Consider the following 16375-nt stretch of genomic DNA (forward strand, 5'->3'; position numbering starts at 1 on the left):
CTGTTTTTCGTTAATTATATCTGTTTAGTTGTTTGTTAATAGATGTTAAACTTCTTTTTTTCTTTTAACCCCTTTTATAAAAGTTTATCTAAGCTTAAAGAAAACTTAAAGAAAACTAATAGTAAATTAATAAACCTTAATTAGTATGTCTATACAAAAAAACATCTTTCAGACATTTAAAACTAAGAAGCTTCCTCTGCTCACGAGATTTCATATTTGGAAAATTAAAAGGCTGAATCCTGATTACTCTTACCATTTGTACGATGATGATGATATCGACAAATTTCTGCAGGAAGAATTTCCACCACGGTATTTCGAAGCTTATAAACGTTTAACAATCGGAGCTGCGAAAGCAGATTTTTTTCGTTATGCTATTCTCTATAAGAAAGGAGGGGTATATCTTGATATAGATAGTGGTATATCGAAGCCTCTTAAAGCGCTAATAAGACCTGATGATGTTGCTGTGCTGAGCAGAGAGCGCCATCCTCAGTTTTTTGTGCAGTGGGCATTGGTCTATGAAAAAGGACATCCTTTTTTGGCAAAAGTTTTAGAGCATATTGTTGATAATATTGAAAATCACAGGTATCCAAATGATATTCATAAAACAACGGGACCTACTGCCTATACAACAGGAATTGAGGCGAGCCTAAAAGAAAATCCTGAGACTCCGTACAGAGTTTTTGAAGGAATAGAATTTAGGGGATATTTAAAATTTAAATATAAGCTAGGAAAGTTTTTTCTATATTCAAGCAGGGCCGAACATTGGAAACAAAAGCAACTTACAATGGATATTATAGATCCACGAATGCTTAATATTTAAATATAATATTCAATTAACTTATAAACCGCAGAATAAGATTAGCTTTGCGTAAATCATCAAAACAATTTTATGAAAGCAAAGTTTTTATTCATTGCTATTTTAGCAATTTTCACAATTTTTACGGGATGTAGTAACGATGACAGCCGGGCAGATTTAAATGGTTCTGCGGAGGCTAAAGCTCAGATTGCAGCTGCTTCTGATATTTACCAACTTACCAATGAAGATGTTGTTGTAGACTATGTAAAAAAGAACAAAAAATTACCTAACTACTATGTTACCAAAAGTGTGGCTCAAAAGGCTGGTTGGGTAGCTTCAAAAGGAAATCTTTGTACGGTATTACCAGGGAAAGCTATCGGTGGAGATGTCTTTGGGAACAGAGAAGGTCTTTTGCCAAAAAAGACAAACAGAACCTATTACGAAGCAGACCTTAACTACAACTGCGGAAACAGAAATGCAGACCGTCTGATTATGAGTAATGATGGACTTGTATATGTAACAAAAGACCATTATCAGACTTTTACACAGAAGTAAATAACAATTCTAATAAAGTAAAAACCTTTACCATTTTGGTGAAGGTTTTTTATTTCTATGCAAATGCCAGGAAATTTATATAAACTAAATTATGCTTAGCTTGCAGTATGAAGTTAGTCTCAGGGATTTATATTTTTTACTGTTCGGTAACCAAAGATGTATTTATAGATGCATCGGTTATTGTACGACAGAAAATAAAACACCATATCCGTATGCTAAAAGCAGGAGCGCATTCTAATAAGGAACTTCAGGATTTGTATAATACCTATGGTGAAACTACTATACATTTCGAAATTGTTGACCGGAGTGAGGAACAATATCATGCTGAAAAGCTAAGGGAAATTCAGGTAGAGTTAAATGCAAAAAAACTATAGGGACTATTTAAAATAAAGAATTTATAGTCCACTTTTCTTGAGAAGGCAGACTTATTGGGATAATGGAATCTTTTCTGAAAATATAGAGAATATAATCGCCTTTGTTTTTTGATACAGAATCACCTACTTTTAAATTAAACATCCAGGTTGATACTTTACCATCATTCCAAGAAACTGCAAGATCTCTTGGCTGTGATGGAAAGGGTGCAATTTTTATAACTTTGGCGTGTTTTTCTAATATAAGCGTAATATGGTCGTGTCTCCTTTCATCTGTAGAACAAAAATATACGATAGATGATATTATTAAAACTAGTATAAATAAAAAAAAATATAATAATGGTTTAGCAGCGTATTTATCAACAAGCATTAATTCATCATCGTTTTTCATAGTAAAACAGTTTTATTATGTTGAGATATATTAAATCAAAAAAGCAGATAAATATTTATCTGCTTTTTTATTGTTTTTAGAATTGATAGCCTAAACCAAGGAGAAGCATGCTTGGTCTGTTGTCGTAGTTTATAGCTTTACCACTCGTTTTATTGATGAATTTACGTTCGTCTCTGGAAAAAGAACCTTCATACCTGGCGTTTACAATGATTTTAGAGATTTTTACATTTGCTCCGAATTGATATCCTACAGATAATTTTCCGGATCCATCAACTTCAAAATTTCCGGAATCTTTATTATTGGACAGGTTAGTAGATAATACAGGCCCGGCAAAAACACTTACAGGTCCAATAACGTCAATACCTGCCAGTATCGGAATATCTATTCTCTGGCTCTTTGCTGAAATCTCAAAAATATCTCTGTTATCATAATCTACATAGGTAACTTTACTTTTAAAGTTTGTATAGTAGATCTCAGGCATTAAAAATATCGGAGTAGCAGGTAGTTTAAATTTTGTAGAAAGTCCAATATTAAAACCGGCTACATCTTTTGGATTGGTAAAAGCATTTTTTGCCGTAGTACCGATGGCATTCCAGTTGGAGGATGAGGTGTTGAATAGAGCATTAACTCTTACTCCGATGCTGACCTGAGCCTGAACTGCCATTCCGAAACATATCATTAATGGGATAAATATTTTTCTCATAATTATAACTGATTTATTACTTTAAATACGAAGTTTTATTTTCAACAGCAGGGAATCTTTTGAGAGCATTACTAAAAATTAAATCTATTTTTTTAAGGTATAAATTTTTCAGTAAAATTTACAGGTAATTCTAAATTGAAAATCAGGGCGTAAGCATGCAAATATTGTTCCTAAATAGCCTGTAATAGTCCATTTGTTCTTAGATTTTAAAACAATTATAAATTAGAGTTGCATGAATTTTATATTATTAAGAAATTAAAAATAAATATTAAATTGAGAGTGAAAATAAGTTTAAAGTTTATGCTGTATATATAACTAAGACAATAGCAAATTTCAAATCCAGATGAGAGTATTATTATTTACTGTTTTTTCGTTCTACATTTATTGCAATGGACAGGAGTACCAAAAAGATATAATTGATTTAAAAACCTTAGATCTGAAGACAATAAATGCAGAAAAATTCTATATTAACTCGAATAAAGAAGAAAATCTGAAAATTTCAAACAATAAGCAATATGTTAAGGTCAGTGATTTTGACAATGGATTGATTGAATTTCAGGTGGTTAAATATTCAAATAAAAATATTGTAGCTAAATTTGATGAGACTAATTTTTCTACTATAAATGCGATAGCCTCAAAAGGAGGAAAATTAATGATAATCAATTCTGAAGCATATCTTAAGCCTGAAGAGGTTAATAAATTGTATACTAATTTAATTCGTTTCTATGGTGATGAAACAAAAGTCGACTTAAAAGGATATGGTAAATACTCAAATATTTATACTTATACTTGGAGTACTAAGGACAGGGTGATTAAATTAGTTTCAATTTTCAATCCTAAAAGTCCTGAGAGCCTTAGAGAAATAAATGAGAAAATTCCGGATCAGGACCTAAAGATTGTAAACGAAAGACCAAAAACGATATTATTTATCTGTAATAAAGAGAATTTAGGTGATGTTATTAAATTAGACAATCCACATAATAATTGGCCAAAGTTTAAATGAAATCTACTGCAGAAGGATTAGAAAGAAAGAGTAAAACATTTTTATAACCCAATATAATTTAGAAATTAAAACAACAATTTCCAAAGCGATTTTCTTTTAAAAAGATGTCTGGATTCCTGTAGGTATTCATCCATTATTCGTGGTTTTCTTGAAATTAAGCTTGCTATGGTATCACTTTCCGGTTCAGGAACTTTAATTGCCAGATCATCAAGTTCAATAATATGCGAGGCCAGCCATTCCGGTAGCTTTGCTTTCTTTGTTAATTGACTGAATAATTCATCCGGTGTAATGTTTATATATTCGATTTTCTGGCCTGTTACATGGGATAGTTTTTCTGCCATTTCTATATTTGTAATAGCTTGTGACCCTGCCAGGATAACCGAACTTTGTTTTACCTCTTTAGTTGTTAATAAATAATTTACAGCTATCTCCGCCACATCGCGGCTATCAATATAGTTTCTTTTAGCATTGTCTAATGATCCGTAAATTTTCCCAAAATGCTGAATTGTAAATGTATTACGTTCCCAATTTTGCATAAATGAATGTGGTTTCAGACAACAAAATTCATCTATATTACGCATAAGGTAATTATCTATTGTGCTATGCCACTGGCTGACTTTTACAATGGATAATGGCTGTACTGCGGGCGCAGATAGTTTGACAATTCTTTTGATACCACATTGTCTGGCTGCATTGATTATGTTAATTTCATTTTCAATTTGATCCGGAGATGTAGCCGTCAGAAGAAATAAAGCGTCCGCTCCGGAGCATACTTCTTTAAGCTGTTTTATAGAGTGAAGACTAGCGCTTACATAAGTGATGTTTGATGAGATTGGTACGGGGTAGATGCGTTCAGGATTTCTAAGAACTCCTCGTGCAATACAGTCGCGACCTTTTAGTTGCTGCATTACTTCTCTTCCGATGGTACCTGTACATCCAAAGACAACGATAACAGGTTTAATATTGTTCATCTTTATAATCTTTTATCTGTTGACGGATTGTTATTATTGCTGCGCCCAGAAAAGCTGAAAAAGTTATATTGAATCGCTCTGATGGAAGGTTAGTGATGAAGGTGAAAGCTAGTCCCAAGGCCATCATCAATAATATGATTAACAAAGATCTTATCGATTTGTTCCGTGCTAAAATTAGTCTCAATCTAAACTGCCATAATATAATAAAACTTAATATTGTGGATAGTAATGAAGACATGCCTATAGTTGTGTAGCTTGCTGCCATAAGTTCGGTCTTCTGAAAAAAGTAACCTGATAAAAAAGACATCAGAGCAGGAAATATATAGGAAGGTAGTGCTGCAGCAATCATAGATTGGATACTAAAACCTGAGGAAATATAGTTTTTCTCTTTCATGATATTCATGTAATTTTTCCGTTGCTTATTTATTTCTTGCCAATACGATAGGTGAGTGTTACTTTTCCATAAGCCATGTTGGAAACAGAAAAATTGTTTACAGTTTTCTGATTTATGTCAAATAGCTCATAGCTGTTGAAAAGTCCTGCCCCTCCTTGTAACTGTAACCAGATTCCCCCTGCAATACGTTGATTTAGCTGTAGCCCGCCATGAATGGTAGAGAACTGAGCATAGTCGGCTTCTTTGCCATTATAGCCGCGAAAGCTTTTTAGTTTAAACCTTGTCCAGTCTATCGAACCAGCCAGGCCTATTTGGGTATTCGGACTTACATTATAGAGTACATTTAGTCTTGGCCAGTAAAACTGTGCCAGCCATTTATTATCTGTACTTCTGTAGTCGATTGATATTCCGGGAGTAATTAAAGTTTCTCCGAAAGAGTGGAGAGCATGGACACCAACGCCGATTTCGAAATTTGATTCGGGGCCAAATTTTTTAGACACACCAAGGATGCCGTCGAGAACTAAATTATCGAAAGAAACGGACTTTTCTCCTGCAAGTGCCGGCATGGCTATCGCCAGAATAGACCATTTTTCTGAAATAGGATGTCGGATAATTATGGTTGGTTTTATTTCCTGAATTCTTTTAAGTCGGTTTGGATCATCTATGGTATTGTTATCATAATTAAAATCCATCAGACGGTAATTCAGATTTCCAAAAATGCTTGTCTTTCCTATTTTAACCTGGGGTATAGGTATCCATGCATCATACGTATTCAGTCTAAATTTATTTTCCGGATCCGGACTTTCTGGCGGTAAATCTTTAAATGTTGCTTTGCTATGGCTTGTGACTGATATCCCGCCAATATCCTGAATAATCTGGGCATAAATTTTACCTGAAAAGAAAAAGGTAAAAAGAACAACTAAACCAAAATATAACCATTTGGATGTTATACTTTGTGTGTCATAGAAGGGAGATTTGTGATCTCTTTTTTTTAGAATTACGAATGTTTTCATTTTCTCTGTATTTAATGATACAAAGATGGGCTGAAAACAAAGGCAGCTTTAAAACTAAACCACGCTTTACCCGGACAAATCTTGCATAAAAGCTGTCCGATATTCTGAAGGTGTTTCTCCGGTTATCTTTTTGAAGAGGCGTCCAAAATAACTAGGATCACCATAATTAAGCTCAAAAGCAATTTCGGATATACTCTTTGTCAGGTCTTGTAAAAGCAACTGGCTTTGCAGTATATTAACTTTATTAATCCATTCTTTTGGTCCCTCGCCAATAGTTTCTTTTATACATCTGTGAAGGTAGTTTTCGGAAACAGATAAAGCATCGGCATAAAAAAGTATCGATTTATGCTCCAGATAGTTTTTGTAAACCAGCTCTTTAAAATTGAAAGTGATCTCAGCACTTCGATTCATATTTTTATTGAGCTCTTTGGCCGAGGTAAATATTTTCTGGAGACCGGCCTGGAAAAGAGAATAGCAGATACCAAGGTTTGGATCCGGTTGATAAATCTCGATTGTTAATAACTCAAATAAAGAATCAAGCCATATACTGTTTTCCTTTGGCAGGTGAATAACCACATTTGCGGAAAAAAGCTTAATCAATTCCTGTTTGGACAAAAGTTGGTTTAGTGTTTGATCCTCGAATAAGATCATATGTCCGGCAGCATCAGGGCTTACCTCTACCAGCGAAGTTACGTTTCCCTGTCTGACAAATAAGATTTCATTCTCTTTTATTGAGACCAGATTAGCATCTACCTGCTGTTTTGCATTTCCTTTGGTAATGTGAACTATGAAATTGAATTCGGGTCTGTGTAGTGGCGTGGGAACTTTGATAAAACCAGATGTCTTGGCTATATCATGTACCTGAATAGGTGTTTTTAAAATTGCAAAGTCAGAAGATATCTCCGGCATATATTGCCCTCTAAAATCTGTCGGAGTTATTCTCTTTATTTTTGCCATGGCACAAAGTTAATAGCATATTCAATAAGTTTTGAAATAAAGCTATTTTTTAATGAAAGATAAATAGTTATTAGTTAAGATAATATTTTATGAAGACAACAAATATTCTATACTCGATTAATAAATGGATATTTATTATAGCTAATTCTTGAAATACTAATACTTATGAGTATAAAATATTTATGAGATAATAAATATCAAGAAAATACGTTTGTAATTACAAATTAAGCATCAGATTCATCATGTTATGCTTAGTATGGTTTTTGATATTAACGATGATATATCTATAACAAAAAATTATATTCAATGGCTTGACCTCTCCTTTTTTCAATATTTAAATTAACTTGTTATGAAAAAGCTATTGACTACTATTGGATTAATGTCACTTAGTACATTAACCTTTATTTCCTGTTCTAATAATGATAGTTCGGGTAGTGATACTGCTCAAATGCAAATTCGTCTTACGGATGCACCTGCAGACTATGAACAGATAAATCTTGATATTAAATCGATCGAATATCAGACTGGTGGAGATTCCTGGAAAACATTTACTCTTAGTAAATCCGGAGTTATCAATCTTTTAGATTTAAGAAACGGAGTGGATGTATTATTAGGAGATAATTCCTTACCAGTAGGAACGGTTTCTCAGCTAAGGCTGGTATTGGGGAACAATAATACAATCCGAGTAAATGGGATTACCTCTCCATTGGAAACACCTTCTGCCCAACAGAGTGGACTAAAGCTTAATGTACATTATACTTTAGAAGCGGGAAAAGTATATAAGATTTGGATAGATTTTGATGCTGCTAAATCTATTGTTAAAACAGGTAACGGATCTTACAGTTTAAAACCAGTGATTCGTACTTTCACAGAACTAACCAATGGAATGATTGAAGGAAATGTAGGACCTAAAGAAGCTAAGGCTACAGTATACACATTGAAAGGTACGGATACCATTGCTTCAGCTATTCCTAATATGGATGGCTATTTTAAAATGCAGGGACTTCCTTCCGGAAGTTATGATGTTAACTTCAGTACTGATAAAACGACTGGCTATAAGGATGCTACTATAAATAATGTAAATGTCACTTTTGGAAATATTACAAAAGTACCAAATGTGGTGTTGACAAAATAGTAGATTCAATAAGTATATCTTTATAAAAGGCTATATCTACACGATATAGCCTTTTATATAAAGTATTAAGCTATGATTTTGCTATATTTTATAGTTTATCAATTCTTTTTGAATAGTCCTGCCATTAAGTTTGAACCAATCGAGCCTTCAGCTAATTGCAGGTAATTACGCTTACTTTGATCTTTTTCAATTTTTATAGTTCCGGTGGTTTGTACATTTTTTATTTCCAGAAAATCTGTTGCAGTTGCATCGCTATCGCTTAATGGGCCGCTTCCATATCCCGCTAGTTTGTTATAACCGGTAAAAATACAATCAGAAGCTTTATATCGGTTTTTACTTCCTTTTTCTCTGATCCATACTGTATTGGTACTTGCTATGATGTTGTGGTGAAAATCAAAATTGTCTCCGTTGGTTCCTTGTGTAGTCCAGACACCACAAAAGTAACCGCCATATACAAGTGAATAGCGCATGGCACTGCGACTACCAGTTCTACCATCGTTTTTCCAAAAAACAACCGGAATTTTACAATTAAAAAAGACGCAATGATCGATTACCAGACCGTAGCCATTGGCTATAACTCCTACGTGCAATGGTAATACATCTGCATTTCCGGTAAACAGGCATTGTGTAACAAGTAAATCGTCCAAGTTTTTTCCATCCCGCCAGATAGGATAAGAGCGACGAAGATTAGTGCCATCTATATACGAGTAATCCGGGCTGCCAGTAAAACGTAGGCCTTCAATGGTAACATGGCTCACTTCTGGTTGTATACCTTTAGCTTCTTCTCCGCCCACACCTGGTTCAAGAGGGACTGCAGTTACTACAACCGGCATTTTTTGAGGAGTCCATTCTGAATCGTCGGGCATAACATCTGCACGAATGATAAGACGGTTTTTCAAAGTATACTTGTCATTGTTGAACACAACAGTTTGAGTTAATAAGTGTACTCCCTCGGAAAGAAAAATTGTCGTTGCTTCCGGTTCTTTATTTAAGTTTACACGTTTTGCTGCCTCCATAACTGTCTTTAGCGGTTGTGTCCTTGTTCCGGAATTACTGTCATTACCGGTCTTGGGGTTAACGTGTAATTGTTCCGCCTGTACGAAGAGTATGCTCATTACCAACAATAGAAAACTAAATGTGTATTTTTTCATATTCCTTTTTTTTGTAAAATTAGTTACAAGCCTAATTTCTAAAAAGGTCATTTTATCTTTAAAAAGGTCATTTATATTTTCTTTCGGTACTGTTGGGGAGTGATACCTGTAAGCTTTTTAAAGAAACGATTAAAATTGGATGGATCCGAAAATCCAAATTCATAGGAGATTTCTTTTACAGACTTGTTTTGATAAAGCTGTTTTTTTATTTCTGAAATCATCTTGTAATGGATCATTTGCTGAGTAGATAACCCACTAAACTGCCGGCAAATTTTATTAAGAAATCCAGCGCTGATATTAAGTGCTTTTGAATAAGCTTCAACACTTCGGTCGTCTATAAATTTCTTTTCTAATAAAGATCTAAATCTGTAAAAATCCGAATGAACATAGGTATCCCTAGGGACGTTATGAATATCTGCATAGTATCGATTGAGGATGACAAGTAATTGATATAAAAGAGACCTGATTAAATGATTGCTATCATTTTGAAGTTGACCAAATTCCTGTTCTATTTCCTGCACAAGTTCCAGGCATTTTCCAAATGATTCCTCCGGTATATGCATTTCAGTAGGATGTGAATATTGATGAAAATACTGAAAACGATATAGGAATAGTTCGTCTGAGAAAAAGAGATGAATAAAGTCTTTATCAAAGAACAGTGTGTAGCCTTTAACTTTTTCTTCAATTTCCCAGCAACGCACCTGCCCGGGACTAGTAAAAATAATAGTTTGCGGAGCTATCAATATCTTATTTTCCCCCAGTGTAAATGTTCCGGTTCCTTCTTCGATGAAAATTACTTCGTAAAAACTAAGTTGATGCAACGTATTGTCTAATACATAATTATTCAGTGTTTCGATACGCCCGATATCCAACAGTAATTCTAATCCATACTTACATGGAAGAAAGTGATACGTTTTAATTTTTGTCACGGATGCTATTTTTGTTTACTCTAAATATGAGTAAAAATACAAATTTCCGTTGTCTGTATTATTGATGAATCATGAATTAAGATTGCAAAATAAGAAGATGTCTTCGGTGTACATCGTCTTCTAAAATCTGTTGGAAATTTTCCCCTTTATTTTGGGTATAGTATAAAGTTAACATCATATACCACACAATGTTATACATGTTTTGTAAAGTGAAAAATGTCTGTTTCTTTTGTGACTAAACCTCGATCTATTTTAAAATTTGAAAATATGTGGTAAAAATTCGACAGAAATGTAGTATTATGTGTAATTTTATTCCTTTGTTCCTGAAGTATATTTATTGAATGTAAAAGCATCAAAAGATAGAGTTGAGGTACTATTGTGAAGTTGGTGAAATTGCTGCTCGAAACAAGTTTTTAAAACAGTGACGCGTGATGTGACTTTCGCTTTTGCATAAATTAATAAAAGATAAAATGTATGAATTATAAACTTGAACTTAACACACAAGGATCAGGTTCTAGTCTTGTTTTTAACAATATTGTATTTGATTCGTTCAAGGTTAATATTGTTGAAAGACATATTGGGTCAACACGTTCTGATTTAAAATTTAACCATGTGTTATTTAAAGTTAGAACATTAGATGATGCTATTATTAAAACTAAAAATGGCAATAATCGAATTATGATAAAAGGAGAGGAGTTGGTTACCTATCAGAAGTTAGTGAAAATACTAGGTTCATACGAGTATAGAAACAAACTTATTAACAGGAAGGTAGTTGATGAGGATTATGTTCACTTTATTTTGCGTCTGGTTATTTTGAATTACGAACTCAACTAAGACATCATTGATAAATTTTCACAATTAATTAATATTGCTGCAACCGTGATGCTTCACGGAGTATGTCATTCATAGTCTTTAAGATTGCAATTTGTGATCTTAGAGATTTTTGTTTGTTATACTTTATACCTACCTGCCAGGAATTTATCTATAGAATAGGTCAATATTAGTGTGTCAAAGTAAAAATAGTCAAATTAGAATTTTCTGTAGACGATTCTGCTGATTTTATAAAATTAGACTTTTGCAGAAGGTTGATTGAATTTTTATTCTTATAGTGTGTGAAAGCAAGAATTTTTTTGAATTTTAATGTGTGAAATACATAGTCAGTTACTGCTTGAATCGCTTCTGTCATTATTCCTTGTCCCTGGAATTCAGTCATTAGTTCATATCCAATTTCACAACTGCTATTTTCGCTTGAAAGGTCAAATAAGCTTACGGTACCTGCAAGTGTATTTGTTTTAGTCAAGGTGATTGCCCAATAAAAAGAATTGCCTTTTTCAAAATTGCCATTGACACTGTTGATGAAATTTATCGCATCTTCTTTTGTCTTGCAGATTTGCCGGTCAAGGAACTCGTTAATTTTGGGGTCAGAACGCAAAGCAAAAATATCTTGCCAATCATCAATCGATAATTGCCTAAGAGTTAATCTTTCGGTTTTCAAAACTGGAAAAGCCGCTGAATTCATACCTGTCATTAACTTATATTTATTGAGTCTGAAGTATTATTAAAATATTGAATCTCAATGATTAATTACACAAAAACGAATATACAAAAAACATAGTTAATCTGTGTTCATATTTAAATTTCGTTTTTAGCCAAATGATTTATTCGGCGGGTTTCTTTTACCATTCTATCCAAGGATCAGGTAACTTTCTTTCAATAGATTAGTGTTAAAGGCATAAAAATCACTCTCCCCACAAAACAATCTCAACTGAAATCTTCCAATCATTTCCTAATATTCATTCCCAAAGCTGGTGAAAAGATTAATTATGCTAATGGCTTTGCATTTCTAATGAAAAGATATGATGAGCTTTATAAAACTAACTTATCAGGCATTAGCAAAATGCTATTTTAGGTAACCTAACCGCTTCTACTAGTAAAACTGCTTCGGTTTTCCAGAATAAAGGTGTTTATGTTGAATTTGCTGTCAGATCCTAAACGATTACAGAAGAAAATGGTGATAAATGGGTAGTTTTTCCAAAAGTTGAGGGAAATAAAGTTGTAAGCCTTGTTGCGACAGTTCTTAGCCAAAAAGAAACCTATTTTAGTTATCATACAATAAACGAAGGAGATGAGCTATATAAAAGAAATTTAAATCACTTTCAGGAAGTTCTGGCTAGATACCAAAAACAAAGAGTAACTTTAGCATTAAATGCAAGTATAAAACCAATAGCAGGTTCTGGTTGCTCTAGTGGCAATTTTGGGTATGACAATTATTATATTCCAAAGGTTGTTATCGATGTACCTCCAAGAGGTGGCGGCGGTGGAACATCATATCCTGGTGGCGGTAATGGTAGTGGAAGTCTTCCATATGAATTATGTGATCCTGGAGTTGATCAGGGGGTAGGTAGTTCACCTGCTCCAAATGTTAATCAAGAAATTATTAATAAACTTCAAGACTATCTTCGTGCACAAAAATTTGTAGAACAGCTACTTGATCTTAATAGCAGTCTTTCTAATCTTATACAGTTGGGGGAGATATGAAATTTAAATTTATTTCAGGTGATCACTAAGCATATTTACCGCTTATTAGTATGGTAGCTGATGCTATTCAAGCTTATAATCCTAATTTCCCTAGAAGGCTAGCAAATAATCTGGCTATTGGGGGATTGACAAATGGGGTTGATGAAGGAATTGGAACTTGAAAAAAACGAAAGGGAATCTAAACTGCTGCTGGGACTAAATGCTCAAAACCATAAATATTATGAGAAGTAAAATTTTGTTAACATTAGCTTTGGCTTTCTATAGTTTTTCTACTTTTTGGACAAGGGTAGAAATCAGAACATAAATATAAAAAGTTGTTTTTTATAGAAGACTTTTCCAAAAGTAAGAATCATAGTGTAAAGTATGATTTAATTAAGGATAAAATTATGAAATCTCCTAAAATTGAGGATATTTCTTTCAAAGATAATGAAACTGAAAAGGAAATAAAAAAAACGTTAAAATATGGTATTATAAAAAAGTTGGAAATGACTATTTCATACCTGACCATTGTTTAACAGAATTTTTTAAACTCAGGGATTATAAGTATCCTTTAATTGTAGATTATGGGACAATCAATATAAAAGAAAATCCTTTTTCAATAAAGGAGATGTCTCAATTTTATAAAGAAAATTACTCTGCTAACAAGGAGTTATTTCCAATGGACACTAGTAATTTAGCTTTTCACCTTGTAGGACTGGATTATACTCTAATTAGAAATTATCTTTCCAAGCAGTATATGCTGAAGAATCAAATAGCTTACCAGTTTTGGACTTTTGATAGCTGGAATGTAACCGATAATTACAATGTCGACAGGGGTATAGATCGCTTTGTTTATATTCCTGAAAAGGGTATTGTGGGTGGTTCTTATGACTTTTATTTTGAGTTTAATGGAAGAAGATGAATTATTATATCATATAAGAATCTTTGGGATAATATTATTAACGAAAAAGTAATGATTTCTGAAGAGTTGAAATAACAACATAAAGGCTTGGATTTAAAATCTGAGCCTTTTTTTGCCTGTTTTTAGACTCACAGGAACAAATTTCGAACTCTTTGCTTCAAGATTTAAGGAAATTTGCTTCAATATTATATTAGCCATATGGAATACTGTAAACTGTAATCGAATCAATTTGCCATTCGCCTTTTTGCATGGAAAGCAGGTAGCTATAAGTCATATTACAATGTGACAAGTACATACGTACATTGGTAGCATTATTTTTCAATAGCTTTTCGGTGATCCTGATATTGTCAATATTTTTTATATCTTCAAAAAAATCTTCCTGAGTCAGGAAGAAACGATCATACTGAAATCCTTCAGGCGGTCCTTCATACTGAGGATTTTCCTTAAAATATGTATCGGCGTCCTCAAACTGTTGTCTTTGTACTTCCAGATATTCTTCAGAAAAAAAACAGGTACTGGATAGCTCAGCTATATATTTTTCCACTTCTCTAAAGTTAATCGAATAGAGTGAAGGTATTGTTTTTTCTTTTGGATCGGAAATTCCGGTATTGATGGCATTTGATTCCAGCCTAGATAATTTTTCCCAATTCTCTCCATACCACTTTACAAAACTGCGAATGGTCTCTGAAGCTGTTCTTTGCTCGGGCGTTTGAGATGCCGCTCGGATTGTGAAAGATATCAAACAAATGAATAATAATAACGGTTTTTTCATAAAATATTTTATAATGTAATGACTTTTTATTAATGAATATTACAAACCGGGACACTTGTAAATCTCTCCAATATCTAATGTTTTGGTAATTGTTTTAAGTCCATATCTCATGTCATTTTTACTGATAAAAGTTTTTTTTGGACAAATGGTTTTCCCGTTTTCTATTTGCTTGATTAGCTGGTTTTCTACAAAATATTGTCTGATGTCTTCGCGGTACTGTCTATTCATTTCATTGTTATAATACCGTTTGGTTTCGGACGAAAAAATCAGATGCCCATTTTTATAATAGTATTCATAGTGCCATGAACCAGATGCCTTATCATCATCGCCCGTGCCAATGTCCGTTACCTTTCTCACCTCACCATTTTCATGATATATTGTAATGATGGCCTGAGTTACTCCGCAATTATTCCTATATGCATACGGTCTTGCTTCAAGCTTTGATGTGTATATGCTTTCTACTTCTTTGCTTATTTGTTGTACCCTGTTGTCCATTGTTTGCGCATATCCGCTTATGGCGAATGAGGTAAACAGAACAAAAACCAGATGTCGTATTTTTAAAATTTCCATTATACGCTGTAATTAGCTTATAGGTTAAGGAGCCTGTGTATTTGCAGCATCTATACTATCCAACCGGGACTGAAATTTTTCCCACCAGCCTGCTCCATGTTCTTTTTCCAGTGCTTTAATCATTAATTTATTGTAGTGCTTTATTCCATTAATCTTTTCCAAGGCCACTTCGCAACCGGCCGGTTCAAATTCAAAGCCATAGGCTTTGGCCAATGCCTGCTTCTGATCAAAATTGGGAGGCAGCTCTCCTATTTCAATAATCCGGATCTTTCCTTGTTTTATTTCCTGTTTTGCAGTAAAGTGATTATGGGGGGTAAATATACCGAAAGCAAGGCGCAGGGCAATATAAACTCCTGCCATAAACATCAACAGACATATCCAGAATACTACTTTCTTTTTATGTTTTTTCATCGTTCAATCTTTTATAAATAACTGTTTCATTTGTTTCAAACGCAGGGAAAGCAACCGCCATAAACCAGTCTTTCTTAAAATGCTGCAACCGTTGCGATGCGGTTTCCATAAACTTCATGTATCCTTCGGCTTGATCATTAATTGAAATTAAAGTTTCTTTTAAATGAATTTCTATCATGATGCAATCTACTGTTAACAGGTCTTTTTTATAAGTGCTGATTAAAACAATATCATCCCAACGAATCGTCTTGATCTCTTCCACAAACCGTATGGTAAAAGAACTGTTATCATATGAAAAAATACCGTCTTCATCCAATGAAGATTTTGGTGATGCATCTCTAAATTGTTCAATGGCATCCTCAGCATTGAATGTATCGCTGAACCATATTCCGGGATGTTCTACACAAACAGCAGTAAAAATAATTATCGACAAACTGACCAGCAACATCAGCAGTCCTATAGTATCCTTATTTTCAACAACCGTTGCCAATCCTGCTATTAAAAAAAGGATGCAGACAACAAACGCCGCAAAGGCTACTGTGGAAGAAAAAGGTAGTCGGAAAATCCGGTCCTGCTTGCGGATTTTTTTATGATCTCTAAATTCTACTTTTTTACTCAGCAAAAAGCAGGCAAATAAAATAGCCGGTATTCCAGATAACAAGATGAGTATGATATTTAGATCCCACTTTTGCCCTGTTGCCACCATACCAAATATCCCTGTACCTGCAACAGATATACAGATAAGAAGAAGATAGTTGATTAATTGTTTTGAAACAGGGACTTTCATGCTTTGTCTTTTTACTGATGTTCATTT

General features: G+C 33.6%; 21 protein-coding genes. 8 read left to right on the forward strand and 13 right to left on the reverse strand.

What is annotated here, in order from left to right; translation table 11 throughout:
* The first annotated feature begins 145 nt into the window (after positions 1-145).
* The 3 genes from C8J95_RS17750 (at position 146) to C8J95_RS17760 (ending at position 1725) form a co-directional block, all read left to right on the forward strand.
* Complete coding sequence (locus tag C8J95_RS17750) at positions 146-820, forward strand: glycosyltransferase family 32 protein (RefSeq protein WP_107810033.1); 675 nt, start codon at positions 146-148, stop codon at positions 818-820.
* Positions 821-889: 69 nt separating this feature from the next.
* Entirely contained in the window at positions 890-1351 is a 462-nt protein-coding gene (locus C8J95_RS17755; RefSeq protein ID WP_107810034.1) for a ribonuclease domain-containing protein, read from the forward strand.
* Between the two features lie 107 nt (positions 1352-1458).
* Positions 1459-1725, forward strand: coding sequence for a hypothetical protein (locus C8J95_RS17760; protein ID WP_107810035.1), 267 nt, complete (start codon positions 1459-1461; stop codon positions 1723-1725).
* A gap of 7 nt (positions 1726-1732) precedes the next feature.
* Here the strand turns inward: C8J95_RS17760 and C8J95_RS17765 are convergent, their stop codons facing one another.
* Positions 1733-2113 carry a hypothetical protein gene (locus C8J95_RS17765; protein ID WP_107810036.1) on the reverse strand — a complete coding sequence of 127 codons (381 nt, stop codon included), beginning with the start codon at positions 2111-2113 and terminating at the stop codon, positions 1733-1735.
* A 76-nt stretch (positions 2114-2189) separates the two neighbouring features.
* The gene (locus tag C8J95_RS17770) at positions 2190-2816 is read right to left on the reverse strand and encodes an outer membrane beta-barrel protein (RefSeq protein ID WP_255412875.1); all 627 of its coding nucleotides are present in this window, start codon (positions 2814-2816) and stop codon (positions 2190-2192) included.
* A 343-nt stretch (positions 2817-3159) separates the two neighbouring features.
* On the opposite strand from C8J95_RS17770, the gene C8J95_RS17775 reads away from it, so the two are divergent.
* Positions 3160-3819, forward strand: coding sequence for a hypothetical protein (locus tag C8J95_RS17775; protein WP_107810037.1), 660 nt, complete (start codon positions 3160-3162; stop codon positions 3817-3819).
* A 65-nt stretch (positions 3820-3884) separates the two neighbouring features.
* On the opposite strand, the gene C8J95_RS17780 is transcribed toward C8J95_RS17775, so the two are convergent.
* The 4 genes from C8J95_RS17780 to C8J95_RS17795 form a co-directional block, all read right to left on the reverse strand.
* On the reverse strand, positions 3885-4790 hold the full coding sequence (locus C8J95_RS17780; protein WP_107810038.1) for an NAD(P)H-binding protein: 906 nt from the start codon (positions 4788-4790) through the stop codon (positions 3885-3887).
* Complete coding sequence (locus C8J95_RS17785) at positions 4777-5184, reverse strand: hypothetical protein (RefSeq protein ID WP_107810063.1); 408 nt, start codon at positions 5182-5184, stop codon at positions 4777-4779. Before C8J95_RS17785 ends, C8J95_RS17780 begins: the two co-directional genes overlap by 14 nt.
* Positions 5185-5213: 29 nt before the next feature.
* Complete coding sequence (locus C8J95_RS17790) at positions 5214-6197, reverse strand: DUF6268 family outer membrane beta-barrel protein (RefSeq protein WP_107810039.1); 984 nt, start codon at positions 6195-6197, stop codon at positions 5214-5216.
* A gap of 66 nt (positions 6198-6263) precedes the next feature.
* A complete protein-coding gene (locus C8J95_RS17795; protein ID WP_107810040.1) occupies positions 6264-7154 on the reverse strand; it encodes an AraC family transcriptional regulator in 891 nt (296 codons plus the stop codon).
* A 349-nt stretch (positions 7155-7503) separates the two neighbouring features.
* Between C8J95_RS17795 and C8J95_RS17800 the strand changes: the two genes are divergently transcribed.
* Positions 7504-8289, forward strand: a complete 786-nt coding sequence (locus C8J95_RS17800; protein WP_107810041.1) for a DUF4382 domain-containing protein — start codon at positions 7504-7506, stop codon at positions 8287-8289.
* A gap of 98 nt (positions 8290-8387) precedes the next feature.
* On the opposite strand, the gene C8J95_RS17805 is transcribed toward C8J95_RS17800, so the two are convergent.
* Together C8J95_RS17805 and C8J95_RS17810 are read right to left on the reverse strand one after the other, a co-directional pair.
* A complete protein-coding gene (locus C8J95_RS17805; protein ID WP_255412876.1) occupies positions 8388-9440 on the reverse strand; it encodes a hypothetical protein in 1053 nt (350 codons plus the stop codon).
* 71 nt (positions 9441-9511) lie between these two features.
* Positions 9512-10369, reverse strand: a complete 858-nt coding sequence (locus tag C8J95_RS17810) for a helix-turn-helix transcriptional regulator (RefSeq protein WP_255412877.1) — start codon at positions 10367-10369, stop codon at positions 9512-9514.
* A 612-nt stretch (positions 10370-10981) separates the two neighbouring features.
* On the opposite strand from C8J95_RS17810, the gene C8J95_RS19085 reads away from it, so the two are divergent.
* Positions 10982-11203, forward strand: coding sequence for a hypothetical protein (locus C8J95_RS19085; protein WP_255412878.1), 222 nt, complete (start codon positions 10982-10984; stop codon positions 11201-11203).
* Between the two features lie 166 nt (positions 11204-11369).
* Here C8J95_RS19085 and C8J95_RS17820 read toward each other — a convergent pair whose 3' ends face one another.
* On the reverse strand, positions 11370-11897 hold the full coding sequence (locus tag C8J95_RS17820) for a GNAT family N-acetyltransferase (RefSeq protein WP_107810045.1): 528 nt from the start codon (positions 11895-11897) through the stop codon (positions 11370-11372).
* A 1396-nt stretch (positions 11898-13293) separates the two neighbouring features.
* Between C8J95_RS17820 and C8J95_RS19090 the strand changes: the two genes are divergently transcribed.
* Both C8J95_RS19090 and C8J95_RS17830 read left to right on the forward strand, forming a co-directional pair.
* A complete protein-coding gene (locus C8J95_RS19090; RefSeq protein WP_255412879.1) occupies positions 13294-13422 on the forward strand; it encodes a hypothetical protein in 129 nt (42 codons plus the stop codon).
* Between the two features lie 143 nt (positions 13423-13565).
* On the forward strand, positions 13566-13808 hold the full coding sequence (locus C8J95_RS17830; RefSeq protein ID WP_146165480.1) for a hypothetical protein: 243 nt from the start codon (positions 13566-13568) through the stop codon (positions 13806-13808).
* A 190-nt stretch (positions 13809-13998) separates the two neighbouring features.
* On the opposite strand, the gene C8J95_RS17835 is transcribed toward C8J95_RS17830, so the two are convergent.
* From C8J95_RS17835 to C8J95_RS17850, 4 genes are read right to left on the reverse strand one after another with little or no spacing between them, the layout of a single operon-like run.
* Positions 13999-14580, reverse strand: coding sequence for a hypothetical protein (locus tag C8J95_RS17835; RefSeq protein ID WP_146165481.1), 582 nt, complete (start codon positions 14578-14580; stop codon positions 13999-14001).
* 39 nt (positions 14581-14619) lie between these two features.
* Positions 14620-15150: a hypothetical protein gene (locus C8J95_RS17840; RefSeq protein ID WP_108454159.1), complete on the reverse strand. Its 531-nt coding sequence runs from the start codon at positions 15148-15150 to the stop codon at positions 14620-14622.
* 24 nt (positions 15151-15174) lie between these two features.
* The gene (locus tag C8J95_RS17845) at positions 15175-15561 is read right to left on the reverse strand and encodes a hypothetical protein (protein ID WP_107810050.1); all 387 of its coding nucleotides are present in this window, start codon (positions 15559-15561) and stop codon (positions 15175-15177) included.
* Positions 15548-16348, reverse strand: a complete 801-nt coding sequence (locus C8J95_RS17850; RefSeq protein ID WP_107810051.1) for a hypothetical protein — start codon at positions 16346-16348, stop codon at positions 15548-15550. Before C8J95_RS17850 ends, C8J95_RS17845 begins: the two co-directional genes overlap by 14 nt.
* Positions 16349-16375: the final 27 nt, after the last annotated feature.

The organism is Elizabethkingia sp. YR214, assembly GCF_003058195.1.
In the GTDB taxonomy this organism is placed as follows: domain Bacteria; phylum Bacteroidota; class Bacteroidia; order Flavobacteriales; family Weeksellaceae; genus Elizabethkingia.